Consider the following 25,481-nt stretch of genomic DNA (forward strand, 5'->3'; position numbering starts at 1 on the left):
ACGGATATGCGGCATCCCCTGTGTTATTAGTAATCTGTGGTATAGACGAAGATATTGCTGTCTGAAGAGAGATTCTCCAGAATGGTATTCTGACCACACCATACGGCCTGGAAATCACTGAGGGCTTCCAGCGGTTTTAAACTGGTAACACTGTTATTGGTGATATCCAGATACTGGAGACGGGGAAGCTTAGACACGAATTCGATGCTGTCCAGCCTCAGGGAAGCCGCGTACAGCTCCGTCAGATTGGGGAAGCAGTCGAACATGTCATAATGCTCCGAAAGGTTGATTTCATCTCCATTATTATAAGTAGGATCTTTTAAGATGGTCATCTCGCTCAGCGATAACACTTCCAGTGTCTCATTCACCGGCATCCTCTCGAAATCAATACCCACCTGACAATCGTCCAGATACAGATACTGCAGCGTGGGAATACCGAAAATTTCTTCTATATTGCCGAATACAGAGGTGTCCTCCAGGCTCAGGGCATTCAGATTCGGCAGGCGGGTCAGCGGTTCCAGAGACTCCACATAAGATCTGAAATCATTGATAATCAAAGTGTTCAGGTTCTGCATGGCGGTGATGGACTCCAGCTCCCAGCCGGCACAGTCTGCCAGAGACAGGTAAGTGACGTTGACAGCATCTTTCAAAGGTGTGAGATCACTGGCATTTTTTACAGTAAGCCATTCTATCTGAGTCAGATTCTCAAAGGAAGGAAGCACACTGTCATAACTCATTTCCAGTGTCAGATCCTTTAATTCGCTTAACTGCCCTATGATGGAGTAATCGGCGATATCGTAATTATCAATCAGGGAAAGGACTTCCAGTCCGGGACAGTTGCCCAGGGCATTTATATTGGAAATCTGGCTGTTTTCCACGGACAGACTGGTAAGTGACGGCATTTCATTGACAAAATCAATGCTCTTCAGCTGTGAAGAGGCAATGGTCAGGGATTCCAGACTGTTCAATGACATCAGGGGACTGTAATCATTCAGGGAATCACAGTCAATGAGAGTCAGACTCAGCAGATTGGGATACTGCAGCAGCGCCGAGATGTCCTCCAGAGAACCATAATCCACATAGAGATATTCCAGGCTCGGGAAGGATTCGATCCCTGACAGGTCATGTTCGAAGATGCTGTCTTCGGCGCCGATTTCCGTGATATATTCCGGGTTTGGAATGATATCGGCCAGATCGCTGATGGTATTCTCCGCATAGACGCCGTACAGATAATTCAGTCCGTCAAGATCGCCTTTGTTAAGGTCGGCATCCAGTGAGAGCCATTCAAGGCCGGTAAAGGATGCAAGATCGGCAAGATTCATACCTATGTCACTGTAATAAGTCAGCGTCTGGGTCTCTCCGTAATTAAGCTGATAATAAATAGATTTTTCATCTCTGTCAATCTGCAGAGCCGTGAGGCTGGCATATTCTTCCGCGGAGATACTTCTGTAGGGCTTGCCCCAGACCGCTTCCGCAACTTCGCAGAAGAAAGAGGACTGCGGAAGCCTTGCGGATGAAGCACTCTGCCCGGAGGAAGAAGAATCCTGAGAGGCCTGGGCGGATTGGGTCGGGGAATCGCTTTCACTGTATCGATAAGACGAACTGGCTTCGCTTCCGGAATTCCTTCCGGTTATCAGACCGTCGAAGATTCCGGCGCGGAAGAGCACAATGGCAACCAGGGCCGCCACAGAGATGGAGCCCACTATCACGGAGACCACAATGGCGACAACAGGATTACTTTCGCCGGGCTTTTTCTGTGTGGGAGACTGACCGGACTGCCATGTGGAACTGGCGCGGCCCGTGGTACCGGACTGATAAGGGGATCCGGTCTGGCCAGCGCCGGTCCGGTATGTGGAACCGGTCTGTCCCGGAGTACCGGCCTGGTAAGCAGAGCCGGATTGTCCTGCTGTGCCGGTCTGACGGTTGTCTGTATACTGGCCGCTTCCGCCATATTGCCGGGCGGATGTGTCGTTCATTTCACTCTGGCTTCGAATATAATAGCCACATTTTTTACAGGTCATTCTTCCATTCATCATTTTCAGCTTAGTGCCACACATGGGGCATTTTTGTGTTTCGCCTGCCATTCTCATCCCTCATTTCCGTAATTTATTCCCGCGGGCAACGAGCCGAGTGGCTGCGTGCAGACATTTGGCGACTGCCGCGAGGGGCAAATACCCCGTTGCTTGTAGCGGGGTATTTGATTCAGAACCAGATTTCAAGCTTATTATAACAGATTTCTGCTTTTTTGCAACTGATTCAGGATTTCGGTCCGGATAATAATGCCCTGGAGCTGCAGGAGATTCTTCCGGATGAAGTATAAACGGAAAACGGAAATGGGAATGAAAGTACCCGGGAAAGAAAAGGCGATTGTAAACAGGGAGAAAGAATGATATACTTTGCGTGAAAGAATATGGGCTGATATTGGAATGAGGATGGAAAGGGGCCGGGAAGGCAGAAAATTACGGGGCAGAGGAGCTGACAGAATGGCAGTACAGGGAGAGACGAGAGAGAAGACGAGAATAGATATAAGAGAACCGAAGAAGTATCGGGTGATTATGCATAATGACGACTTTACTTCCATGGAATTTGTGGTGGAAATCCTGGTAAATATTTTTCGTAAGGAGCAGGCGGAGGCAGAGCGGCTGATGCTGACAGTACATGAAAGCGGCCGGGCGGCAGTGGGAACCTACCCTTACGATATTGCAGTCACCAGGGTACAGACAGCGGCGGCAAGAGCCAAAGAAGAAGGATTTCCATTTCGGATGACCATCGAGGAGGCGTGAAAATGTACGTATCGGTTGAAACGGCGGAGATGATTAACAAAGCGATTTCCATGGCGAAGGATGCCCGTTTTGAGTATGTGACACCAGAGCTGGTTCTGTATGTACTCTGCGGGAATGAGGGATTCGCCCGGGCCTTTGAGAACTGCGGCGGAAGAATTGAGGAGCTGGAAGGACAGCTGAGAAATTATCTGGAGGAATATATGGAGCCTGTGGCGGAAGATGCCGAAATCGTGCCGGGGCTGTCCCAGGGGATGCATGACGTGCTGGCCATTGCCTGGATGTCGGTGCAGAACAGCGGAAAAATCATGGTGGAGCTGACACATGTGGTGCATGCGCTGTACGGGCTGGAAGAAAGCTATGCAGTTTACTATATGAGGGAGCAGGGCGTGGAACACGCGGAACTTCTGCAGGAAATGTGCATTGTCGCGGAAGAGCGGGCGCAGGAGCAGGAGGATAACGGAAGGGCTGCCGATAAAAATGCGGTGTGGGACAGTGAAGCGGGAGAATTCGGAGAAAGCTCCGGGGAGACAGAAAATCAGGAGGAAAGCGACAGGGCGGACGGAGACCTGACAGACAGCGAAGATGCGCTCTGGGAGGAGAACGGGGCCCTGGAGGAGAAAAACGGACAGGATACAGGTGCAACCGGGACAAAGAGAAGAGACAATTTCTGGAGACAGTACGCAGTGTGCCTGAATGAAAAGCTGGAGGGTATGAATCCTCTGATTGGACGTGAGGAAGAGCTGGAACGGACAATGCAGATTCTCTGTCGCAGGGAGAAGAACAATCCGCTGCATATCGGGGACCCCGGGGTGGGGAAAACCGCTGTCACTTACGGTCTTGCCGGGCTGCTGGAAGAAGGGAAGGTGCCCGTGCCTCTGAGAGGGGCTAAAATTTTCGCTCTGGATCTGGGAAGTCTGCTGGCGGGTACCCAGTACAGAGGAGACTTTGAGAAACGTTTTAAACGGGTTATGGACAGTCTGAGCCATCAGGAAAAGCCCATCGTTTATATTGATGAGATTCACAATATCGTGGGGGCGGGCGCCGTGAACGGCGGTACTTTTGATATTTCGAATATGCTGAAGCCATATCTGGCGGCGGGCCACATCCGTTTTATAGGGGCGACCACCCATGAGGAATATAAGAAGCATTTCGAGAAAAATAAAAGCCTGGTCAGACGTTTTCAGAATATAGAAATCGGAGAGCCGGGAATTCAGGATACGGTTCGGATTCTGGAGGGACTGAAAGAGAATTATGAATCATTTCACGGTGTGGTTTACCAGGAGGGCGTGCTGGAATACGCGGCGGAGATGAGTGCGAAATACATCAATGAGCGATGGCTGCCGGATAAGGCGATTGACCTGATAGATGAGGCGGGAGCGTGGCGGCGGATGCATCCTCTGGAAACGGAGGGACAGATTGTGGACAGAAGTCTGATTGACGAAATCCTGTCGAAAATCTGTCACATTCCGAAACAGGCTGTGGAGAGTGAGGAGACGGAAGCGCTTGCCACGCTGGAAAAACGGCTGCTGAATCGGATCTACGGACAGAACGAGGCGATTTCGCAGGCAGTCAATGCGGTGAAATTCTCAAGGGCCGGACTTCTGGAGGAAGGAAAACCGCTGGCCAGTCTGTTGTTCGTGGGTCCTACCGGCGTGGGCAAGACAGAAGTTGCCAGAAGCCTTGCGGAAGAGCTGGGCGTCCGACTGGTACGCTTCGACATGAGCGAGTACGAAGAAAAACATGCGGTGGCAAAACTGATTGGCGCGCCTGCAGGCTATGTGGGCTATGAGGAGGGCGGTCTGCTCACGGAGGCAATCCGGAAAAATCCTCACGCGGTATTGCTGCTGGACGAAATGGAAAAGGCGCACCCGGATATTTATAACCTGCTGCTCCAGGCCATGGATTATGCCACACTGACAGATAATCAGGGCAGGAAAGCGGACTTCCGTAATGTCATTATCATTATGACATCTAACGCGGGGGCAAGCCGAATCGGTAAACCCGGCATCGGTTTTCAGGGGCAGGACGTGAAATCGGAAGCAATTCTGGAGGAAGTAAAGAGAATATTCCAGCCGGAATTCCGGAATCGTCTGAACAGAATTGTGGTGTTTAACAGTATGAACGGGAAGATGGCAGAGCAGATTACGGAGAAAAAGCTGGGTGAGCTCCGGAAGATGCTTCTGCGGAAAAATGTGGAGCTGTCTGTGGACAGGACGGCGGGATGGCTGGTTCAAAAGAAAGGGATTTCAGCGGAATTCGGCGCCAGGGAGATCGAACGTGTGATTCAGAGCGAAATCAAGCCGCTGCTGGTGGACGAAATCCTGTTCGGAACACTGAAAAACGGAGGGAAATGTGAGCTCACCGTTCAGGGGGAGGCGTTTGCGCTGAGGATTCTCTGAAAAGGACCGCCTGTTCAGAAGACAGGATTTATGGAAGAGAACACCTGGCTTACTATACAGAATGACACAGGATGAGACAATCAGGGAGGGACAGGAAATGGTATTATCTGACAGAACAATATTCAGTATGCTGGAAAAAGGCACATTGAAAATAAGCCCTATGGAGTGGGATCAGGTTCAACCGGCAAGCGTGGACATTCGCCTGGGCAATACCTTCAGCATTGTGGAAGATTCCCCTACTGGAATTATCACATTGGATAAGGAAATCAGGTATAAAACGATAGAAAGTGATACTTATGTCCTGCTGCCGAATCAGTTTGTTCTGGCCACCACTATGGAGTACTTTGAGCTGCCGAACGATCTGACGGCTTTTGTGGAGGGCAGAAGCTCTCTGGGAAGAATGGGACTGTTCATCCAGAATGCGGGATGGGTGGACCCGGGTTTTAAAGGAGAGATAACGTTGGAGCTGTACAATGTCAATCGCTGTGCCATTGAGCTGAAGGCAGGGCGCAGAGTGGGGCAGCTGGTTTTCTCACGGATGGATGCCATGGCGCTGAAGCCTTATAACGGAAAATACCAGGGGCAGAAGGGCGCCACAGGATCGAAAGCTTTTCTGGACGAAGAGGTATAGGCCGGTAAGCCTGCTTTCCATTTAAAGCTTCCAGTCACAGACCTTTCCCAATAATGCCGCGCATGCCTCCAGACCTGTGCGGTCTTCTGCGTCAAAGCGGTCATAAACGGGACTGTCTATGTCCAGAACAGCCACCAGATGTCCGGCATAATGAATGGGGACAACGATTTCCGAATTGGATGCGCCGTCGCAGGCGATATGGCCCGGGAATTCGTGGACATTTGCCACCAGCTGGGTGACACCGGCATCGGCGGCAGTTCCGCAGACGCCTTTTCCGAATGCAATGCGGACACAGGCGGGCCTTCCCTGAAAGGGGCCGAGAATAAGCTGGTTTCCGCGGACCAGGTAAAAGCCTGCCCAGTTAATTTCCGCCAGATTCATATTCAGCACGGCGGAAGCATTGGACAGATTGGCGATGGTATCCCGTTCGGATTCTGTGACTGCTTTCAGCTGTGCAAGGATCAGGGAATAATCGGTTTTTATTCGCATGGGTTATCTTCCTTTCAGTGCAGCTATGGGAATTCTATTGCTGAGAGACTGCTATGCCTGGAACTGATTTTAGCACAGTGGGCATGGACATGCAAGTCCCGGAAGAGGCCCTGCCGCCAGAGCCCGGGATTTCCGCAGGGACCAATAAGGGCTTTCTCCTAAGGCAAAGGGACGGCGGAGAAGGGGTGGGAGGCTCTTTCCTCGGCAGGGGTAACGCGCCGATGAACTAACTGCCAACAGAAACTAAGGAGCGAAAGTACCGCTCCCAAGTTTCAGTAGGCAGTGGATTTCATCTCTGCTAAGGTCACCCCTTTGGTGCTCAAAGTGTCCGTTGGACACTTGGAAAGAGCCTCCCACCCCTTCTCCGCCTGTCTTTCCGCAGGGTTTAGTGGGCAATGGCAATATCGCAGACCGACTTATGGCTGCAGAGAACTGTAATTTCACAAAATACGCCAGACCAGAAAGTTTAGTCCATATCTATACCAGGCACTGGAACTTCACGAACCACGCTGGACCAAAGCGCTTAGTCCATACTTGCCCTGGGCTAGTGTAACCTGCAGAGAAACAGGCAGAGGAGGCCGGTGGCTCTTTCCAAGTGTCCGCAAGGACACTTTTAGCACCAAGGGGTGCTCTTAGCAGAGGTAAAATCCAGCCTCTACGCAGACTTAAGCGCGGTACTTTCGCGCTTTAGTCGAAGTTGAGGCTTAGTTTACCGGCGCGTTACCCCGCCGAGGAAAGAACCACCGGCCTCCTCTGCCGTCCCTTTGCTTTCCACCTGACCTGCCGCAGGAATCCCGGCCTCAGGAGGCAGTCCCCAGTAAGTCCCTGCAGGAATCCCGGTCTCAGGAGGCAGTCCCTGGTAAGTCCCTGCAGGAACCTGCACCTTGTGAAATAAGCAGGGATTTTTATGATAAATCCGGGCTTGCGCAAACGATGACACAGGCCGGCCATTTCTGCAAATCTTTCTTTACAAATGCTCACAGTTTCAGTATAGTATTAGGAGAAGTATTTTAACTCATACGATCCCGGATAAAAAGGAGTCTTCAGCCATGGCATTTGTACATCTTCATGTCCACACGGAATATTCTCTTCTGGATGGTTCCAACAAAATAAAAGAATATGTTTCCCGGGTGAAAGAACTGGGCATGAACAGTGCCGCCATTACGGATCACGGCGTGATGTATGGTGTGATTGATTTCTATCGGGCTGCGAAGGCGGAGGGGATCAAACCCATAATCGGCTGCGAGATTTATGTGGCGCCCAACTCCCGGTTTGATAAGGAGACCACCGGAGGGGAGGACAGATATTACCATCTGGTGCTGCTGGCGGAGAATAATACCGGATATGCCAACCTGATGAAAATCGTCAGCAGAGGCTTTACGGAAGGGTATTATTACAGGCCCCGGGTGGACATGGAGGTGCTGAATAAATATCACGAGGGCATTATTGCCCTGTCCGCCTGCCTTGCGGGGGAAGTACAGCGCTGGATATCAAAGGGATTGCCTGAAGAAGCCAGAAAGGCGGCGAAGAAATACGAGGACTGTTTTGGAAAGGGAAACTTTTACCTGGAGCTTCAGGACCATGGGTATCCGGAACAGAGACAGGTGAACACAGAGCTGCTGAAAATGAGCAGGGAACTGGATATTTCGCTGGTGGCAACGAATGATGTTCACTATACCTATGAGAAAGATGCGGATTCCCACGACATTCTGCTGTGCCTTCAGACCAATAAAAAGCTGGCTGACGAGGACAGAATGCGCTATGAGGGCGGACAGTATTTTGTCAAGAGCGAGGAGGAAATGAAAGGCCTGTTTCCCTATGCGTGGGAAGCGGTGGAAAATACCCAGCGGATTGCCGACCGCTGCGATGTGGAAATTGAGTTCGGCGTGACCAGGCTGCCCAGGTATGAGGTGCCGGAAGGATATGATTCCTGGGGATATCTCAATAAATTATGTGACGATGGACTGGCGGAGCGTTACGGGGATGGGAATCAGCCTGCGGGAGATACGGGACAGACCCTGCGGGAGCGGCTGGATTATGAGCTTTCTGTTATCCGTACCATGGGATATGTGGACTACTTCCTGATTGTGTGGGATTTTATTAATTATGCCAGAAGCAACGGGATTCCAGTGGGACCGGGCAGAGGGTCCGCTGCCGGAAGTATCGTGTCCTATTGCCTGAAGATAACCAATATTGAGCCCATCCAATACAATCTGCTGTTCGAGCGGTTTCTGAATCCGGAGCGTGTGTCCATGCCGGATATTGACATTGACTTCTGCTACAATCGCAGGCAGGAGGTCATCGACTATGTGGACAGGAAGTATGGCTCTGAGAAAGTGGTTCAGATTGTCACCTTCGGTACCCTGGCGGCGAAGGGTGTCATTCGGGATGTGGGGCGTGTCATGGACCTGCCCTATGCCTTTGTGGATTCCATTGCCAGGATGATTCCGGGAGAGCTGAATATCACCATTGACAAGGCCCTGAATAAGAATCCGGAATTTCATAAGCTGTACGAGGAAGATGAGCAGGTACGCCATCTGATTGACATGTGTAAACGGCTGGAAGGACTGCCCAGGCATACTTCCATGCATGCGGCGGGGGTGGTCATCTGTCCGGAGGCGGCGGATGAGTATGTGCCGCTTTCCCGGGGAAGCGATGGCTCTATCACCACACAGTTTACCATGACCACGCTGGAGGAACTGGGACTTTTAAAAATGGATTTTCTGGGGCTGCGGACTCTCACAGTAATACAGGACGCCGTGGGGTTCGTGAAGGAGACCACAGGAAAAGAAATTGACATAGACAGGATTGACTATAATGATCCGCAGGTTCTGACGGCCATCGGCACGGGGAAAACCGATGGTGTGTTCCAGCTGGAAAGTGCGGGTATGCGGAATTTCATGAAGGAGCTGCGGCCGCAGAATCTGGAAGATATTATTGCCGGCATTTCCCTGTATCGGCCGGGGCCTATGGATTTTATTCCCAAATATATCAGGGGGAAAAATAATCATGCGGATGTGGTTTACTCCTGTCCGCAGCTGGAACCCATACTGGCGCCCACCTATGGCTGTATCGTGTATCAGGAGCAGGTGATGCAGATTGTCCGGGAGCTGGGGGGATATACTCTGGGACGCAGCGACCTGGTGCGCCGTGCCATGAGCAAGAAGAAGCAGTCTGTCATGGAGAAGGAAAGGGCTAATTTTATCTATGGAAACGAGGAAGAAGGTGTGCCGGGCTGTGTGTCCAGAGGCATCGGAGAGAAAGTGGCCAGCGGAATCTTCGATGATATGACGGATTTTGCCAAATATGCCTTCAACAAATCTCATGCGGCCTGTTACGCTGTGGTGGCTTATCAGACAGCCTGGCTGAAATATTACTATCCTGTGGAGTTCATGGCGGCGCTGATGACTTCCGTCATTGACAATACGAAAAAGGTGTCGGAATATATTCTGACCTGCAGGAATATGGGAATTGAGCTTTTGCCGCCGGATATCAACCAGGGGCAGAGAGGCTTCTCTGTCAGCAACGGACATATTCGTTATGCACTGACCGCCATCAAGGGGGTGGGCCGGCCGGCCATCGACAGCATTGCAAAGGAACGCAGGGAGAGAGGGCTTTTTACAAACCTGAAGGACTTCATCGGCAGGACGGCAGATAAGGAAGTGAACAAGCGCGCCGTGGAGAACTTTATTAAAGCGGGGGCGCTGGACGGTCTGGGCGGTACCAGGAAACAGTTTATGAGCGTCTATGTGCAGATTATGGATCACATGGCGAAGGATAAGAAAAATAATCTGGCGGGGCAGATTTCACTCTTTGACATTGCAGATGATTCGCAGAAGGAAGAATTTGATATCCGCTTGCCGGATGTGGGCGAGTATCCGAAGGAAATGATACTGGCATTTGAGAAGGAAGTGCTGGGCATTTATCTCAGTGGCCACCCGCTGGAGTCGGACCGGGAGCTCTGGCAGCAGTACATTACCCATACCACAAATGATTTTGCGCTGGACGAGGAAATCGGAAGTGCAAAGGTGGCGGACCAGGCGAAGGTGGTAGTGGGAGGCATGATTGCGGATAAAACCATCAAGTACACCAGAAATGACAAGGTGATGGCCTTTTTAAACCTGGAAGATCTTGTGGGCAATGTGGAAGTTGTGGTATTCCCCAGGGATTATGAGCAGTACAGTGCAATGCTGATGGAGGATGCCAGAATCTTCATCAGGGGACGGGCCAATGCGGAGGAAGATAAGGATGGGAAAGTAGTCTGCGAGCAGATTGTCACTTTCGAGGAGGCCATGGAAGCGAAAGGAGGTCCCATTTTCCGGAATCTGTCGGGGAAATGGTATGGAAACGGCGGATATGGAGGCGGAACCCGGGGAAGCGGATATGGAAGTACCGGCAGTCGTGGGAGTGGAAGCACAGGCTCCGACAGGAACGGATACATAGGAAATGCAGGCGGCGGGAATGCTGTGAGTGAGCCGGACAACGGCAGGAAAGAGAAGAAAAAGGTTCCGGAGGGGGTGTGGATTCAGTTCCCCGATGCGGACAGTTATTTTTCCAGGGAGAAGGAGCTGTTTTCCGCCATTGCGGATTCCGACGGAGAGGATGATGTGGTCATCTATCTGAAGGACACGAAGGAGTACAAGCTTCTGCCGCCCAATCGCCGGGTGGAGGCTGACGGAGAACTGCAGCGGAAGCTGGGCGGCATATTTGGTTCGGAAAACGTAAAAATTCGAAAAAATCCGGCCGCCGGCTGATAAATATCGGCTCTCCTATTGAAAAGCGTTATAAAAAGGATTAAAATGGATAAGCGAAAGAGTTGCGAGGAGGATTGAAGCATGTCTGATAAATTAAATACAATCGCAGTTTTGACCAGCGGCGGAGATGCGCCGGGAATGAATGCCGCCATCCGTGCGGTGGTTCGTACGGCTATTTACAGAGGTCTGAAGGTCAAGGGTATCAAAAAGGGCTATAACGGACTGTTAAATGAAGATATTATAGATATGGAGCCCCGTCATGTGTCTGATATTATTCAGAAGGGCGGTACCGTTCTGGGCACGGCCAGATGTCTGGAATTTAAGAGACCGGAGTACCAGAAGAAAGCGGCTGATATCTGCAGAAAGCATGGCATAGACGGAATCGTGGTCATCGGCGGAGACGGTTCCTACCGCGGAGCCCAGGCGCTTTCCAGGCAGGGGATCAATGCAGTGGGGATTCCCGGGACTATTGATCTGGATATTGCATGTACGGATTACACCATAGGATTTGACACGGCGGTCAACACCGCCATGCAGGCTATTGATAAGGTGAAGGATACTTCTTCTTCTCACGAGCGCTGCAGTATCATTGAAGTAATGGGCCGTCATGCAGGTTATATTGCGCTCTGGTGCGGTATTGCCAACGGCGCGGAGGACATTCTGCTGCCGGAGAATTATGATTATAATGAGCAGGAAATTGTAAATCATATTATCGAGAGCCGGAAGAGGGGCAAGATTCACCATCTGATTATTAACGCGGAAGGGATTGGTCATTCCACATCCATGGCGAAAAGAATCGAAGCCGCCACAGGGGTGGAGACCAGAGCCACGATACTGGGTTACATGCAGAGGGGCGGCAGCCCGACGGCCACGGACCGTTACTATGCTTCTATCATGGGAGCCAGAGCGGTGGATATTATGCTGGAGGGTAAGACGAATCGTGTGGTGGGCTACCGGTACGGTGAATTTACCGATTTCGGCATTGAGGAAGCATTGATGATGCAGAAGGATATTGACAGATATCAGTATGAGGTAGCCAGGATGCTGACAATTTGAGTATGATGTTGAGAGGCGACGGACGGCTGTTCCCGGGGGAATGACCGTCCTTGTTTTCTGTCAGTCAAAAACATGGGAGGTTGCGCCTGTGAATATGTATTCTGTAAAGAATGGGAAATGGATTAAATACGGTCTGCTTTTGGGGATATTTGCGCTTTTTGCAGTCACCAGGCTCTGGCAGCTTACCACGCTGCCCTACGGGATACACATCGATGAGGCCGGCATGGCATACGATGCATGGTGCCTGTCGGAGTATGGTGTAGATCGTTATCTGAAATCATGGCCGGTATATTTAACGAATCTGGGGGGAGGCCAGAGTTCCCTTTATGCTTTTCTGTGCGCAGGATTATTTCGGGTATTCGGCTACAGTGTGTGGCTGGTCAGGCTTCCGGCAGCAGCGTTTTCTCTGCTGAATCTGGTGTTCGGAATGAAGCTGGTGAAGAAAGTATATCCGCAGAGTACTTTTCTGCCTCTGGCGGCAGGCGGATTACTGATAATCTGTCCCTACTTTATACTGTCCTCCCGATTTGGCCTGGACTGTAATCTGATGCTGGGAATGTCAACCCTTTTTCTCTACTGTCTGGTAACTGCCGTACAGAGCGGGAAAATATTCAGATATGTGATCGCAGGATTTGCGGGCGGGCTGTTGCTGTACACCTATGCGCTTGCCTATATGATTCTGCCGCTGTTTCTGATGCTGGCGTTCGGGTATCTGCTGCGGGGGAGGCGCTTTTCTCTGAAGGGATGGGCGGCCATGGCGGTTCCCATGGGAATTCTGGCGCTGCCGCTGATTCTGGTGCAGGCAGTCAATTATTTTGATCTGGAGGAATTTCGTCTGGGATGCTTTACCATCACCAAATTAAAGCGGTACCGGGTGTCTGAGCTGGAATGGTTTGGACCGGGTAAATTCTGCAAAGCTTTGTTCAGTATATTCGCGGGAGACTTTCTTGGGGAGAAATTGGAATATAATTCCGCACCGGGGTATCTGAATTTATATGGAATTACTGTGCTACTCTGCCTGACCGGTATAGTCAATACGTTGAGAAAACTGTGGAAATCCCTGAAAAAACGGGAGACAGACATGGCTGTCATGATTTTTCTGTGGTTTGCTGCGATCCTGTTTTTTGAATCTCATATTCCGACCAATGTAAACAGAATTAACGGCATTTTCTTTACGGCTGTTTTTCTGGCCGTGGAAGGGGCTTACACACTGATTTTCGGATTGATCTCTGGAAGAGGTAAGAGATGGATGCTGACAGGAATCATCGGCATCTATATAGTCTGTTTTGTAAGGTTTTCTGCCTATTATTACAGCGGAAGGTATACGGCCGAGACGTATCTGCTTCCCTATTTTGACATTCCGGTGACCGAAGCCCTGACGTTTATTGAACAGGACGAGACACTCCGGGACAAGGAGACACAGATGTCGGAGGTGGAAATCTACTATGCGCTGAGCACGCTGATATCCCCCTATGAGCTGAGGTTCGGAACGCGGGAGGAGAGCTGTTACAGGAAGTATCATTTCGGCGGTCTGGGCGGGATTGAAGATGGGTGTAACTATATTGTGAGGGACGGCTTTGATGAGTACTGCGAGCTGCTGCGTGCAGCGGGCTTCACAGAGCAGCGGTATGAGGGATATTCGCTCTTTTATAAAAAAAGCCTTTCTGATTCACATTCATCAGTCCGCGGATGTTCCAGTTGGGCAAAATAAATTTTCGGGAGAAGCAGTATGATTACCAGTAGTTCTAATCCAAGAATCAAACAGCTGGCGTTATGGCAGGCAAAAGCGAAAGAGAGGCGTGCGGCGGGCATTTTTCTCGTGGAGGGTTTTAAAATGTTCCTGGAAGCGCCGGAAGCGCAGATAAAGGAAGTCTATCTCTCCGGGGAGGCCGCGGAGAAGGCGGGGGAGTATCCCGAGGTGAGGGAAAAGCTGAAAAGGACCGGCTATGAGACTGTGGCGCCGGGAATATTCGGAAAGATATCGGATACGCTGACCCCTCAGGGGATTCTGTGTGTGATGATGAGACCGGAATACAGACTGGAGGAGCTGCTGGCGATTCCCAGGCCTGTATTTATGGTATTGGAAAATCTGCAGGACCCGGGAAACCTGGGCACAATTGTGAGAACCGGCGAGGGCGCGGGGATAACGGGAATTCTGATGAGTGAGGGGACCGTGGATATTTATAATGCCAAAACCATTCGGGCCACCATGGGTTCTGTATACCGGGTTCCCTTTGTCTATGTGGAAGACCTGTGCGGAACAATCCGTTTGCTGAGGGAACGGGGCATACGTACTTATGCCGCACATCTTGCCGGGGAGAAGTCTTATGCCGATTTTTCTTACAGAGAGGGGACGGCATTTCTCATCGGGAATGAGGGAAAGGGCTTGAGTGCGGAGCTGGCCGGGAGTGCGGACCAGTATCTGAAAATACCCATGGAAGGCCGGGTGGAGTCTCTGAATGCCGCCATATCTGCCGCGCTTTTGATGTATGAGGCATACCGCCAGAGACAGTGACTTGACAAATATCTTAGCATCTGCTATGATACCTTTGTAACAAATTTAATAACTTTGTAATAACTTTATTAAAAAGTGGCATACTTTTTGCAAAGTACAGAATTTGTTTATGGAGGTAGAGAAATGAAAAGATGCAGAAAGCTGTACACTGCGGTTTCAGGAGCTGTGTTGTCTCTGGCACTGATTCTGCAGACGGGTATGGATGCACGGGCTGTGGACAATGATTATCTGCAGCAGCTGCGCGGAGGTGTAACTGCCGTGCTCAACCCGGGTTCTTCCAATTCCGCTGACATCATCAGTGCTACTGCCAGGGAACTGAATCTCAGTCTCGACGAAGAGAAAGGGGAAGGACAGGATACAAAACTGGTTATGGCCAATGTGCAGAATGCGCTGAATGTAAGAAGTGATGCGAATGAGGCAGCTGAGAAAGTAGGTATGTTATACAAGGACTGCGGAGGTACCATTCTTGAACGGAGAGACGGATGGACGAAACTGCAGTCGGGCAATATCATCGGATGGGCTTCCGATGAATATCTGCTGTTCGGGGAGGAGGCGCAGGCCCTGGCGAACAGCGTGGGCAAGATGATTGCCACCATCAAGACGGAGACACTCCGGGTGCGTACTGAGCCCAACACGGAAGCCGGTGTGCATGGTCTGCTTCCCCAGGGAGAGATCGTGGAGGTTCTGAGCCAGGATGAGGACGGCTGGGTGTGTGTGGACTTTGAGGGCAGTGACGGCTATGTGTCCACAGAATATGTGGCATTGGACTTCATCATTGACGCCGGGGAGACTATGGATGAAATCAAGGCCCGGCAGGCCGCCGAGGAAGAGGCAAAGCGGCACAGGAATTATGGAGAGTATACAACGGATGCGGATACCACATTGCTTCTGGCAGCACTGATTCAGTGTGAGGCAGGTGCGGAGAGCTATGAGGGCAAAGTTGCGGTAGGTGCGGTAGTTATGAACCGAGTGAGGAGTGCGGCATACCCGAATTCCATCCATGGAGTCATTTATGCTTCCGGCCAGTTTACACCGGCCATGAATGGCAAGGTGAACGCAGTGTATGAGTCCGGTAAGATTTCCGCAAGCTGTATTCAGGCGGCAGAGGAGGCGCTGTCAGGTGTATCCAATGTGGGAGATCTGACCCATTTCCGCCGCAACAACGGCCGAGAAGGGCTGGTTATCGGCAATCATGTATTCTATTAAAGAGAGAGACTGACTTAAGAGCGGGGGGGGCAGAGCAATAAATCTGCCCCCCTGCTTTTTTGTACATTGAAACCCTTCGGTCAGGCGGTGAACAGTTACAGGTCTGCCTGTTCCTGTAAGGAAAAATTTCGAAAAACACTTGCAGGAATCGAACATATGTGCTATTCTGGATTCGAACAAATGTTTTGAACTGTCGGACGAATGGAACCGGGAGTGTACGGAGGTGCGGAAGATGGAATACATGGTGAGAGAAGGGGAAATGCCTCTGACCGATAAACTGCAGGTGCTCACGGATGCGGCAAAATACGACGTGGCCTGTACTTCCAGCGGTGTGGAGAGACAGGGAGACGGGCGGAGCATAGGCAACTGTGTGGCGGCAGGTATCTGTCACAGTTTTTCCGGTGATGGCAGGTGCATTTCTCTTCTGAAGATACTTTTGACCAATGAGTGTATTTTTGACTGTAAATACTGCCGTAATCGCCATTCCAACGATATTCCCCGGGCTACTTTTACACCTGAGGAAATCTGCACGCTGACTATGGAATTTTACCGCAGGAATTATATCGAGGGTCTGTTTCTGAGTTCCGGCATCATCAGAAGCCCTACCTTTACCATGGAACTGATCTGGCGTACCGTCTGGCTTCTCCGGAACCAATATCGTTTCAACGGATATGTCCATGTGAAAGCGATTCCGGGAGCGGATCCGGAAGTCATAGAGAGAACCGGCTATCTGGCTGACAGGATGAGTGTGAACCTGGAGCTTCCCACGGCGGAAGGACTGCGGACACTTGCGCCGAACAAGCATCGAAGAAATATTTTGACGCCTATGAGACAGATACAGAACGGAATTACCGCCAACAGAAACGACCTGATTTTGTATCGGAACGCGCCGAAGTTTGTGGCGGGAGGACAGTCCACCCAGATGATTGTGGGGGCTACGCCGGAGAGTGATTATCAGATTATCAATGTGGCGGAGGGACTGTATCAGAAGTTTGGACTGAAGAGGGTTTTTTACTCTGCGTTCGTGAATGTGACAGGGGACAAAAGCCTGCCGGCATTGCCGGGAGGGCCGCCGCTTCTGCGTGAACACAGGCTTTATCAGGCGGACTGGCTGCTGCGGTTTTACGGCTTTCGAGCGGAGGAGCTGCTGGATGAAAAGAGACCTTTTTTTAACGTGATGCTGGACCCGAAGGAGGACTGGGCTGTGCGTCATCTGGGAGATTTTCCGGTGGAAATCAACCGTGCATCCATGGATAAACTGCTCCGGGTTCCCGGGATCGGGGTGAAAAGTGCCCGGCGGATTGTGGCGGCGCGCAGGAGCGGCAGTCTCAATTTTCAGGACCTGAAAAGAATCGGTGTGGTGCTGAAGAGAGCACTTTATTTTATCACCTGCAGCGGGAAGATGATGTATCCGGTGAAGCTGGATGAGGACTATATCGTGCGGAATCTTACCAGTGAAAAGGACCGTGTAAAGTTCGGCAGCGACGGGATGAGCTACCGCCAGATGTCTCTGTTTGACGATGCTGCGTTTACCCGTCCGGTTACGGTTGTGGAGAGGCAGCAGGCGGCTGTAGGTCAGCTGTAGACAGGTGGCATGGCAGCTGCTTTGGCCACCGCGGCTGTACGGCACCGGGACATTGCGACAGCGTTCAGGCGGAAAGCACATGGCTGTGAGCAGGCGCAGCAGGGGGGATTTGCAGGAGTTTTCAGGGGAGATTTGCAGGGGCGTTCAGTGGCGCCCTGCGGGGGAGGGGACATGACGGTATATAGATGTGAGGACACGTTGGAAAGCGTGTTTACAGCAATTTATCTGGCATATGAGGAGAAAAGAGACCATGAGGATACAATGGTGAGCCTTACGGACGATCCGATTCTTTTCGCTGAAGATGTGACAGTACAGCCGGATGAAGAGAAGACACGAAAGGTCATGAATACTTTGAAAAGGCGTTTCGGCGGGGAGGACTGCGAATATCTGTGTATGGCACTGGCTGCCAATGACATGGATAAAGCGCAGGCAGTCTACCGCACGGTGGTGGAAGGGCTGCGCAGGGGATGCGGCCCCGGACATTTATTTGATAATCTTGCGGACAATTATATTCACAGAGCATTTGCACTGGCCAGAGGGGTGTCCACAGAGGCAGGCCACCAGAAACAGTTCCTGCGGTTTCAGGAGCTGGAAAACGGGGTGCTGTACTCCCGGATCGGGCCGAAGAACGATGTTATGGTGTTTTTGATGCCGCATTTTGCGGATCGCCTGTCCATAGAGAATTTTATGATATATGATGAAAAAAGGAACCTGTTTGGAATCCATCCGGCGGGAAAGGCCTGGTACCTGCTTCGCGGGGAGGAAGCGGACAGGCCGATGCAGCTGCGATATTCAGCGGAGGAGACAGTTTATCAGGAACTTTTTCGACAATTTTGCCATACTATAACCATTAAAGAAAGGAAAAATCCAAAGCTTCAGAAGGGGATGCTGCCCCTGAGATTCCGGGAATATATGGTGGAATTCATATGAAAAACATGTAAGAAAAAGCTTTACTTTTTCCTTTTTTCGGATATAATGTAAGCTGTAGGAAGAGATATACGTTGAAATGTAGCGTTGGGCTTTCGGCCGGACAGTTACGTTGAAATCTACATTTGAGAGGAAGGAATGGAAATGGTTAGAATGATTCACCTGACTCCGAATGAAGTCCAGCAGTTTGTAAATGCAGCTTCCAAATGTGATTTTGACATCGACATTTCCTATAACAGATATATTGTTGATGCCAAGTCATTTTTAGGAGTATACGGGCTGGATTTGCACAGGCCTTTGAAAGTATCCTATAACGGATATAACAGTGAATTTGAAGAGCTGTTGAAAAGGTATGCCGCTGCGGGCTGAAGACGGTGCGGGAAAAGGTTTGACAGGCTGAACAGAACTCCCTGTGTGAGATAGGATACTATCTTTACATGGGGAGTTTTCTGTTAAAAGAAATTATGTGGGATGAGGGACAGGAATGAAAATAGCGAAGATTGGCTCCGGGCATCCAGGAGAAGAAATCCACATTTCCGTTCGGGGGCTGGTGGAATTTATCCTGCGTCACGGAGATCTTGACAATCGTCATCAGGGGACTCCGGATACAGCCATGCAGGAAGGGGGACGGATTCACCGTATGATACAGCGAAGAATGGGAGCGGAGTATCAGGCGGAGGTTCCTCTGAAATATACACTTTTTACGGAAAATTATGCCCTGGTTGTGGAGGGGAGAGCCGACGGCATTATCCATCAGGACGGCCGGATTATCATTGATGAGATTAAGGGAACTTACCGTGAGCTGGCCGGAATGCGGGAACCGGGTCGTCTGCATATCGCGCAGGCAAAGTGCTATGCCTTTATGTATGGCCTGGGGCAGGAGGCGAAAGCGCTCAGCGTGCGTATCACTTATTGCAATATGACTTCGGAGGAACTGCGCTACTTCTATGAAGATTACTCCATGGAAGAACTGACGGAATGGTTCGAAAGCCTGATAGAGGGGTATCGAAAGTGGGCTGATTATGTGTGGGAATGGCGGAGAACCAGACAGAAATCCATTGTTGGACTGAAATTTCCCTATCCTTACCGGGAAGGCCAGAAGGAACTGGCAGCCAATGTTTATAAGACCATATATCATAAGAAGAAACTTTTTCTGGAGGCTCCAACCGGGGTGGGCAAAACGATCTCCACCCTATACCCTTCCATTCAGGCCATGGGAAAAGGGATGGGGGAGAAGCTGTTCTATCTGACGGCGAAGACGATCACCAGAACCGTGGCGGATGATACACTGGAAATTCTCCGGGAGAATGGGCTGCACTTGAAAAGCATTATTCTCACGGCAAAGGAAAAAATCTGCTTTATGGAAGAGACAGAATGCAATCCGGAATACTGTCCTTATGCAAGAGGACATTATGACCGGATTAATGACGCTGTTTTTGATCTGCTCATCACACAGGAGAACTTCAGTCGGGAGCATATGGAAGAATATGCCCGTCGCCATATGGTGTGTCCTTTTGAAATGGGGCTGGACATGAGCCTGTTTGCCGACGCTGTTATCTGCGATTACAATTATCTCTTTGATCCCCATGTGTATTTAAAACGTTTTTTTGGAGAGAATTCGGAGGGAAACTATGTCTTCCTGATTGACGAAGCGCACAATCTGCTGGAACGGGGCAGAGAGATGTACAGTGCCATACTATGGAAAGAGGCATTCATGGAGCTCCGCAGAGAGATTAAAGAGACAGTAGTGTCAGAAAAGGAAGAAAGGCAGAAAAAAACTGGTGTTTCCGGTCAAATGACACTGGAAATGACACGGGATATGACGTATGTGTCACAAATGGGCGAGAAATCACAGGAAGAGGTTGAAGTGGTTGAAGAGATCCGATCTGTTCTGCTGCCGGATGTTTGCGTGGATGGGTGTAACACGGAGGATGAGAGGAGGGAGGTATGGGAGGAGAGGCATGAAGAGGAGAGGTATGAAGAGGCAGGAGACAGGGCGATCGGGATAGCCGGGAGAAGGCATGGCGGAAGAAGTGTTCTGGTACGGCGGGGGTATGCGGATAAACTGATGGACAGGCTGCAGAAGTGTAATCGGGAGCTTCTTGCCCTGAAGCGTGAATGTGAGAAATACCGCCTGGTGGATGAGATTGAGACCTTTGCGGGAGAACTGATGCGGCTTCAGAACGTTTTGGAGGAGTACCTTGCCGAACCGGAGGAGGGAAAGCTGCCGGTGAGGGACATGCTCCTGGAATTCTATTTTGAGGTGAGACATTTTCTCACTATATATGATCTGCTGGATGAACATTATGTCATCTACACACAGCTGGAAGACAGGGGATTTTTCTTAAGGCTTTTCTGTGTGGATCCCAGTGAGAATCTGAAAAACTGTATGCTTCGCGGGCGGAGTACGATTCTTTTCTCAGCCACGCTTCTGCCCATCCAGTATTACAAAAAGCTGCTGGGGGGAGAGGCGGAAGACTATGAAGTGTATGCCCGGTCCGTATTCAGTCCGGCCAGGCGGGCCCTGCTGATTGCCAATGATGTAACCAGCAAATTTTCCAGGCGTTCTGAGGAAGAATATGACACGATTGCACGGTATCTCGAAGAAATCGTAAAAAACCGTCATGGAAATTACATGGTGTTCTGTCCGTCCTATGCGTTTCTGAGGGTCATCTATGGGAAATATGTGGAAAACTTTGGAGGGGAGGGCAGAGAATGCCTGATACAGAGTGAATCCATGAGTGAAGAGGACAGAGAGGAATTCCTGAACCGGTTCCGGCGGCCTGAGGATGGAGTGGAGCGCATATTAATCGGATTCTGTGTTCTGGGAGGAATCTTCAGCGAGGGCATTGACCTGAAGAATGACAGTCTGATAGGCGCGGTTATTGTGGGGACCGGTCTGCCGCAGGTAAACAGTGAGAAGGAAATTCTGAAGGGATATTTTGACGGAAGTGAGGAGAGCGGCTTTGACTATGCATATCGCTATCCGGGGATGAATAAAGTACTGCAGGCGGCAGGACGAGTCATCCGTACAGTGGAGGATGTGGGAGTTATTGCGCTTTTAGACCAGAGGTTCCTGCAATTTGCCTATCGCAGACTGTTTCCCAGGGAATGGGAGCAATTTGAAGTGGTGACGGTTGACACTGTTGCAAAGCGTGTGGAGCGCTTCTGGGATGAATGGCTGTGAGATGGGGGACGGCAGAAGATGGCATTTTCATAAAAATATGGAAATGACATGCGGATTGTGATAAAATGACAGATGTGTAAATGTGGATAACTCTGTGGATTTTGTGGATTTTTTGAAGAAAAACCCTGTAAAAAATGACAGACCAATCAAGTTATCCACAAAAGGTCTCGAAAGGAGATCAAAAAAATACTGATTCAGTCAATGAAGGGAGAAAGAAAATGTGGGCATATGAAAGTGTATTTTATCAGATTTACCCTTTGGGGTTCTGCGGCGCTCCGTTTGAGAACGATGGAGTGCAGGAGCATCGCATCTTAAAAGTGGAGGAATGGATTCCGCATATGAAGAAGCTGGGGACGGATGCTGTCTATTTTTCACCGGTTTTCGAATCGGATACCCATGGCTATAATACCAGGGATTATCGGAAGCTGGATGTGCGGCTGGGAACCAACGAAGATTTTAAGAAGGTATGTGACAGTCTCCACGAGAATGGAATCAGGGTAGTGCTGGACGGTGTGTTTAATCATGTGGGCAGGGGCTTCGGTCCTTTTCAGGATGTGCTCCGCAACCGGCAGAATTCCCCGTACGTGAACTGGTTCGGACGCATTGCATTCGACGGTAATTCTAATTATAACGATGGCCTGTGGTATGAGGGCTGGGAGGGCAATTATGACCTGGTAAAGCTGAATCTGCATAACGAGGAAGTGGTAAATTATCTTCTGGAGAGCGTGAAATACTGGGTGGATGAATTCGATATAGACGGCCTGCGCCTGGATGTGGCTTACTGCCTGGACGAAGGATTTGTGCGCAGACTCCGCAGCTTTACAGACGGGTTGAAAGAGGACTTCTTCCTGGTGGGAGAGATGCTGCATGGGGATTACAATCGTCTGATGAATGACCAGATGCTCCATTCTGCTACGAATTATGAGTGCTATAAGGGACTGCACAGCAGCTTCAACAGTATGAACCTGTTTGAAATTGTACATTCCCTGCTGCGCCAGTTTGGGCCGGAAAACTGGACTCTTTATAAAGGAAAGCATCTGCTGTCCTTTGTGGATAACCATGACGTTACCAGGGTGGCCAGTATACTGGGCAATGAGAAGCATCTGCCTTTGATTTATGCGTTAGCCTTCGGTATGCCGGGAATTCCCTGTGTCTATTATGGCAGTGAGTGGGGAGAAAAGGCAGACAAATCTCAGGGGGACCCGGCGCTGCGCCCTGACTTCGAGAAGCCCCAGTGGAATGCACTGACGGACTGGATCAGCGCGCTGAGCCTGGCAAAGAAGGGATCGGAAGCTCTGAATTATGGTTCCTTCCGCTCCGTCCTTCTGACAAACAGACAGTGTATTTTCGAGAGAAAGTCAGAACATGAGAGGGTGCTGGTTGCAGTCAATGCGGACGACAATCCATTTACGGCGCATTTTGATGCAGGCTGCGGGATGGCAGTGGACCTGATTACCGGAGAGAAGCATGATTTCGGCGGGGGCAGCGTCTTGCCTGCATACAGCGCATTTTACTGGAAGATGGAGAAGTAAATCCGCTCCGGGAAGTATCTTAAGAAAATCTTCAGGATGTTTCTGAAAAAAATTATTGACATATGATATTATATGCCGTATAGTATAGCCAACAGCTAATATTATACGGCATATAATATTGTACAGCAGTATTATTAGCCTTGAAAGTGAGGAGCGATTGGATGGTATTTAATACAGGTGCGGCACTTCTGGACGCCATCGTGCTGGCTGTGGTATCCAAGGAACCGGAAGGGACTTACGGGTACAAAATTACCCAGGAGGTCCGACAGGTTATCGAATTATCGGAGTCTACGCTTTATCCCGTGCTGCGGAGACTGCAGAAGGATGAATGCCTGGAGGTTTATGATATGGAGTGTGCAGGCAGGAACAGGCGGTACTACAAAGTAACCAGCAGAGGCTGGGCACAGTTACAGCTGTACGAAAGCGAGTGGCGGCTGTACGCAGACAAAATAACAGGATTATTTGAGGGAAGGGTAGGAGTATGAACAGAGCAGATTTTATGAGTCAACTGGAAAGCCTGCTTCAGAGTATTACATCCACGGAGCGGGAAGCGGCAATACAATATTATAATGATTATTTTGATGATGCCGGCAGTGAGAATGAGCAGGCCGTGATCGAGGCTCTGGGGAATCCCGCCAGAGTGGCGGAGAACATAAAGCGGGATTTGTTTGAGAGTGTCTGTGCGGAGAGAGCCGCGCGGAAAGTGAAGGCTTCCGACCGGGTCATTATGGAATATGACAGTCGTGGGCAGGAGGCGGAGGAGAGACCGCAGAGGGAAGATGAACCGCGGTTTGGCGCACAGAGAGCGGACCGGGAACAGAACATGGGACAGCAGATAGCAGCCGACAGTCCGGCACATGTGCAGGGGCAGGGCTTTTCAGGCCACTCTGGCACTGCGCCGGAAAAACCGTCGAAAGGCGGGGAGACACCTGTATGGCTGATTGCCCTGGTGGCAACGATTCTGATTTTTGCGGCGCCGGCCCTGTTTGGCGCAGTGATGGCGGTGGCGGGAACGCTGCTTGGAGCGGTTGTGACATGGTTTGCTCTGATATTTGGTTTCGGTGTGACAGCATTTGTTCTGCTTCTCCTGCTGGTGATATTAGTGATAACGGGAGTTATCTGCTTTTTTGCCAATCCATGGGTGGGAGCCGCTCTGATTGGAGGAGGATTGCTGTGCGGCAGTATCGGCATTTTGTTCCTGATGCTGACCGTGGCCATGGCAGGAATTGCCACACCCGCCCTCTTGAAAGGAATTGCGTCTATGTGCAGGTTCCTGGCCAGATGCCTGCAGAAGGGAAAAAGGAGGTTTGTGTAAAATGAAAAAGTTTATGAAGCATTGTGCGATTCTTGCATTTGTATTTGCGGTTGCCGGCTGTATTCTGGGGTTGATTGGGAGCACTGTGGCAGGGGGAACAGCCGTTGCACAGGCGCTTGAAAATGCTACCGGTGGGAGATTTCATCTGGGCTCGGGCAGATGGTGGAACTGGCATTGGATCGAAAAAGAGGAAGCGATTGACGATATTTCAGATATAATTGGCGGAGGAACAGTGGATTATGATATCAATGATGCCAGTATGTTTGACGGCGATTACAGCATCATGAACGGGAATGTGGACAGATATTGTCCTGGAACCGATATCAGGAATCTGGAAATCGAAGTGGGAGGCTGTCAGCTGGAGACAAGAAGCTCCGGGGATGATTCCATTTATCTGGAAGTCGAAAATGCACATAAATTCCAGGGCTATGTGAGCGAAGGCACTCTCTATATCAGAGCGACCGCAGGCTCGGCCCTCAACTGGACAGATATTGGAAAACGTAAGATTATGCTTTATCTGCCGGACGGGTTTTACTTTGACGAGGCAGATATCGAGGTTGGCGCCGGTGAACTGAGATTGGATGATTTATATACAGATAAGGCCAAACTGGAGGTTGGCGCCGGTCTGATTGTACTGGAGAGAGCGCAGGTGCAGGATCTGGAGGTTTCTGTGGGAGCAGGGGGCGTACAGTTGAATGATATGCTGATTACGGAATTAAATGCGGAGATTGGTATGGGAGAATTCCTGGCCGAAGGCATTTTAAATGGAGATGCGGATGTAAGCTGTTCCATGGGCAATATTGAGATGACACTGGAAGGCAGCGAAGAGGAATTTAACTATAAACTGGAGGGATCCATGGGCAATATTTCGGTGGGCCAGGACAGCTTCAGCGGCTTTTCCAGCGAGAGAAATATCGACAACCATGCGGATAAGGAGATGGAAATTGAATGCTCCATGGGGAATATTACTATTGATTTTCGGCATTAGTTCATTTTCGGAAAAGTTCCGGAACGGCGGGAAAGCGGTTCCGGAACTTTTCGTGTTTTCTGTATGAGATACCTGCCGCCGTGAAGATAAATATTTGTGATGAGATGCGGACAG

At 50.4% G+C, this 25,481-nt stretch carries 18 protein-coding genes; 16 read left to right on the forward strand and 2 right to left on the reverse strand.

Annotation, left to right across the window (positions count from 1 at the left end; translation table 11 throughout):
- Positions 1 to 26 precede the first annotated feature (26 nt).
- Entirely contained in the window at positions 27 to 2,084 is a 2,058-nt protein-coding gene (locus tag NSB25_RS00675; RefSeq protein ID WP_103239636.1) for a leucine-rich repeat domain-containing protein, read from the reverse strand.
- A 399-nt stretch (positions 2,085 to 2,483) separates the two neighbouring features.
- Between NSB25_RS00675 and NSB25_RS00680 the strand changes: the two genes are divergently transcribed.
- The 3 genes from NSB25_RS00680 (at position 2,484) to dcd (ending at position 5,813) form a co-directional block, all read left to right on the forward strand.
- Positions 2,484 to 2,783, forward strand: a complete 300-nt coding sequence (locus NSB25_RS00680; protein ID WP_103239686.1) for an ATP-dependent Clp protease adaptor ClpS — start codon at positions 2,484 to 2,486, stop codon at positions 2,781 to 2,783.
- 2 nt (positions 2,784 to 2,785) lie between these two features.
- Positions 2,786 to 5,182 carry an AAA family ATPase gene (locus NSB25_RS00685; protein ID WP_103239637.1) on the forward strand — a complete coding sequence of 799 codons (2,397 nt, stop codon included), beginning with the start codon at positions 2,786 to 2,788 and terminating at the stop codon, positions 5,180 to 5,182.
- Positions 5,183 to 5,279: 97 nt separating this feature from the next.
- Positions 5,280 to 5,813, forward strand: a complete 534-nt coding sequence (dcd, locus tag NSB25_RS00690) for a dCTP deaminase (RefSeq protein ID WP_103239687.1) — start codon at positions 5,280 to 5,282, stop codon at positions 5,811 to 5,813.
- Between the two features lie 21 nt (positions 5,814 to 5,834).
- Here dcd and NSB25_RS00695 read toward each other — a convergent pair whose 3' ends face one another.
- Entirely contained in the window at positions 5,835 to 6,302 is a 468-nt protein-coding gene (locus NSB25_RS00695) for a GAF domain-containing protein (protein WP_103239638.1), read from the reverse strand.
- 1,049 nt (positions 6,303 to 7,351) lie between these two features.
- Here NSB25_RS00695 and NSB25_RS00700 point away from each other — a divergent pair.
- From NSB25_RS00700 to NSB25_RS00760, 13 genes are all read left to right on the forward strand, one after another.
- Complete coding sequence (locus NSB25_RS00700) at positions 7,352 to 11,056, forward strand: DNA polymerase III subunit alpha (RefSeq protein WP_103239640.1); 3,705 nt, start codon at positions 7,352 to 7,354, stop codon at positions 11,054 to 11,056.
- A gap of 81 nt (positions 11,057 to 11,137) precedes the next feature.
- Complete coding sequence (gene pfkA / locus NSB25_RS00705) at positions 11,138 to 12,112, forward strand: 6-phosphofructokinase (protein ID WP_103239641.1); 975 nt, start codon at positions 11,138 to 11,140, stop codon at positions 12,110 to 12,112.
- Positions 12,113 to 12,206: 94 nt separating this feature from the next.
- A complete protein-coding gene (locus NSB25_RS00710) occupies positions 12,207 to 13,823 on the forward strand; it encodes an ArnT family glycosyltransferase (protein WP_242982402.1) in 1,617 nt (538 codons plus the stop codon).
- Between the two features lie 18 nt (positions 13,824 to 13,841).
- On the forward strand, positions 13,842 to 14,627 hold the full coding sequence (locus tag NSB25_RS00715) for a TrmH family RNA methyltransferase (RefSeq protein ID WP_103239643.1): 786 nt from the start codon (positions 13,842 to 13,844) through the stop codon (positions 14,625 to 14,627).
- Between the two features lie 123 nt (positions 14,628 to 14,750).
- A complete protein-coding gene (locus NSB25_RS00720; protein ID WP_103239644.1) occupies positions 14,751 to 15,833 on the forward strand; it encodes a cell wall hydrolase in 1,083 nt (360 codons plus the stop codon).
- Between the two features lie 232 nt (positions 15,834 to 16,065).
- Complete coding sequence (locus NSB25_RS00725; RefSeq protein WP_103239688.1) at positions 16,066 to 17,418, forward strand: putative DNA modification/repair radical SAM protein; 1,353 nt, start codon at positions 16,066 to 16,068, stop codon at positions 17,416 to 17,418.
- Between the two features lie 9 nt (positions 17,419 to 17,427).
- The gene (locus NSB25_RS00730) at positions 17,428 to 18,348 is read left to right on the forward strand and encodes a TIGR03915 family putative DNA repair protein (protein WP_242982398.1); all 921 of its coding nucleotides are present in this window, start codon (positions 17,428 to 17,430) and stop codon (positions 18,346 to 18,348) included.
- Positions 18,349 to 18,489: 141 nt separating this feature from the next.
- A complete protein-coding gene (locus NSB25_RS00735) occupies positions 18,490 to 18,714 on the forward strand; it encodes an HPr family phosphocarrier protein (protein ID WP_172455077.1) in 225 nt (74 codons plus the stop codon).
- Between the two features lie 115 nt (positions 18,715 to 18,829).
- Entirely contained in the window at positions 18,830 to 21,532 is a 2,703-nt protein-coding gene (locus NSB25_RS00740; RefSeq protein WP_242982399.1) for an ATP-dependent DNA helicase, read from the forward strand.
- A 218-nt stretch (positions 21,533 to 21,750) separates the two neighbouring features.
- A complete protein-coding gene (locus NSB25_RS00745) occupies positions 21,751 to 23,064 on the forward strand; it encodes an alpha-amylase family glycosyl hydrolase (RefSeq protein WP_103239646.1) in 1,314 nt (437 codons plus the stop codon).
- Positions 23,065 to 23,225: 161 nt separating this feature from the next.
- Positions 23,226 to 23,549: a PadR family transcriptional regulator gene (locus NSB25_RS00750; protein ID WP_103239647.1), complete on the forward strand. Its 324-nt coding sequence runs from the start codon at positions 23,226 to 23,228 to the stop codon at positions 23,547 to 23,549.
- Positions 23,546 to 24,379 (forward strand): DUF1700 domain-containing protein, encoded by an 834-nt coding sequence (locus NSB25_RS00755; protein WP_103239648.1) that lies wholly within the window; start codon positions 23,546 to 23,548, stop codon positions 24,377 to 24,379. Before NSB25_RS00750 ends, NSB25_RS00755 begins: the two co-directional genes overlap by 4 nt.
- A 1-nt stretch (position 24,380) precedes the next feature.
- Positions 24,381 to 25,367 carry a DUF4097 family beta strand repeat-containing protein gene (locus NSB25_RS00760; protein WP_103239649.1) on the forward strand — a complete coding sequence of 329 codons (987 nt, stop codon included), beginning with the start codon at positions 24,381 to 24,383 and terminating at the stop codon, positions 25,365 to 25,367.
- Positions 25,368 to 25,481 lie beyond the last annotated feature (114 nt).

Source organism: Acetatifactor muris, from assembly GCF_024623325.1.
Classification (GTDB): Bacteria; Bacillota; Clostridia; order Lachnospirales; family Lachnospiraceae; genus Acetatifactor; species Acetatifactor muris.

Bases quoted from the DNA above. Each gene is read 5' to 3' on its own strand.
- NSB25_RS00695 (WP_103239638.1), bottom strand. From the start codon at position 6,302: ATGCGAATAAAAACCGATTATTCCCTGATCCTTGCACAGCTGAAAGCA.
- NSB25_RS00720 (WP_103239644.1), top strand. From the start codon at position 14,751: ATGAAAAGATGCAGAAAGCTGTACACTGCGGTTTCAGGAGCTGTGTTG.
- NSB25_RS00710 (WP_242982402.1), top strand. From the start codon at position 12,207: ATGTATTCTGTAAAGAATGGGAAATGGATTAAATACGGTCTGCTTTTG.
- NSB25_RS00760 (WP_103239649.1), top strand. From the start codon at position 24,381: ATGAAAAAGTTTATGAAGCATTGTGCGATTCTTGCATTTGTATTTGCG.
- NSB25_RS00735 (WP_172455077.1), top strand. From the start codon at position 18,490: ATGGTTAGAATGATTCACCTGACTCCGAATGAAGTCCAGCAGTTTGTA.
- NSB25_RS00700 (WP_103239640.1), top strand. From the start codon at position 7,352: ATGGCATTTGTACATCTTCATGTCCACACGGAATATTCTCTTCTGGAT.
- NSB25_RS00675 (WP_103239636.1), bottom strand. From the start codon at position 2,084: ATGGCAGGCGAAACACAAAAATGCCCCATGTGTGGCACTAAGCTGAAA.
- NSB25_RS00730 (WP_242982398.1), top strand. From the start codon at position 17,428: ATGGCAGCTGCTTTGGCCACCGCGGCTGTACGGCACCGGGACATTGCG.
- NSB25_RS00680 (WP_103239686.1), top strand. From the start codon at position 2,484: ATGGCAGTACAGGGAGAGACGAGAGAGAAGACGAGAATAGATATAAGA.
- dcd (WP_103239687.1), top strand. From the start codon at position 5,280: ATGGTATTATCTGACAGAACAATATTCAGTATGCTGGAAAAAGGCACA.
- pfkA (WP_103239641.1), top strand. From the start codon at position 11,138: ATGTCTGATAAATTAAATACAATCGCAGTTTTGACCAGCGGCGGAGAT.
- NSB25_RS00755 (WP_103239648.1), top strand. From the start codon at position 23,546: ATGAACAGAGCAGATTTTATGAGTCAACTGGAAAGCCTGCTTCAGAGT.
- NSB25_RS00715 (WP_103239643.1), top strand. From the start codon at position 13,842: ATGATTACCAGTAGTTCTAATCCAAGAATCAAACAGCTGGCGTTATGG.
- NSB25_RS00685 (WP_103239637.1), top strand. From the start codon at position 2,786: ATGTACGTATCGGTTGAAACGGCGGAGATGATTAACAAAGCGATTTCC.
- NSB25_RS00725 (WP_103239688.1), top strand. From the start codon at position 16,066: ATGGAATACATGGTGAGAGAAGGGGAAATGCCTCTGACCGATAAACTG.
- NSB25_RS00740 (WP_242982399.1), top strand. From the start codon at position 18,830: ATGAAAATAGCGAAGATTGGCTCCGGGCATCCAGGAGAAGAAATCCAC.
- NSB25_RS00745 (WP_103239646.1), top strand. From the start codon at position 21,751: ATGTGGGCATATGAAAGTGTATTTTATCAGATTTACCCTTTGGGGTTC.
- NSB25_RS00750 (WP_103239647.1), top strand. From the start codon at position 23,226: ATGGTATTTAATACAGGTGCGGCACTTCTGGACGCCATCGTGCTGGCT.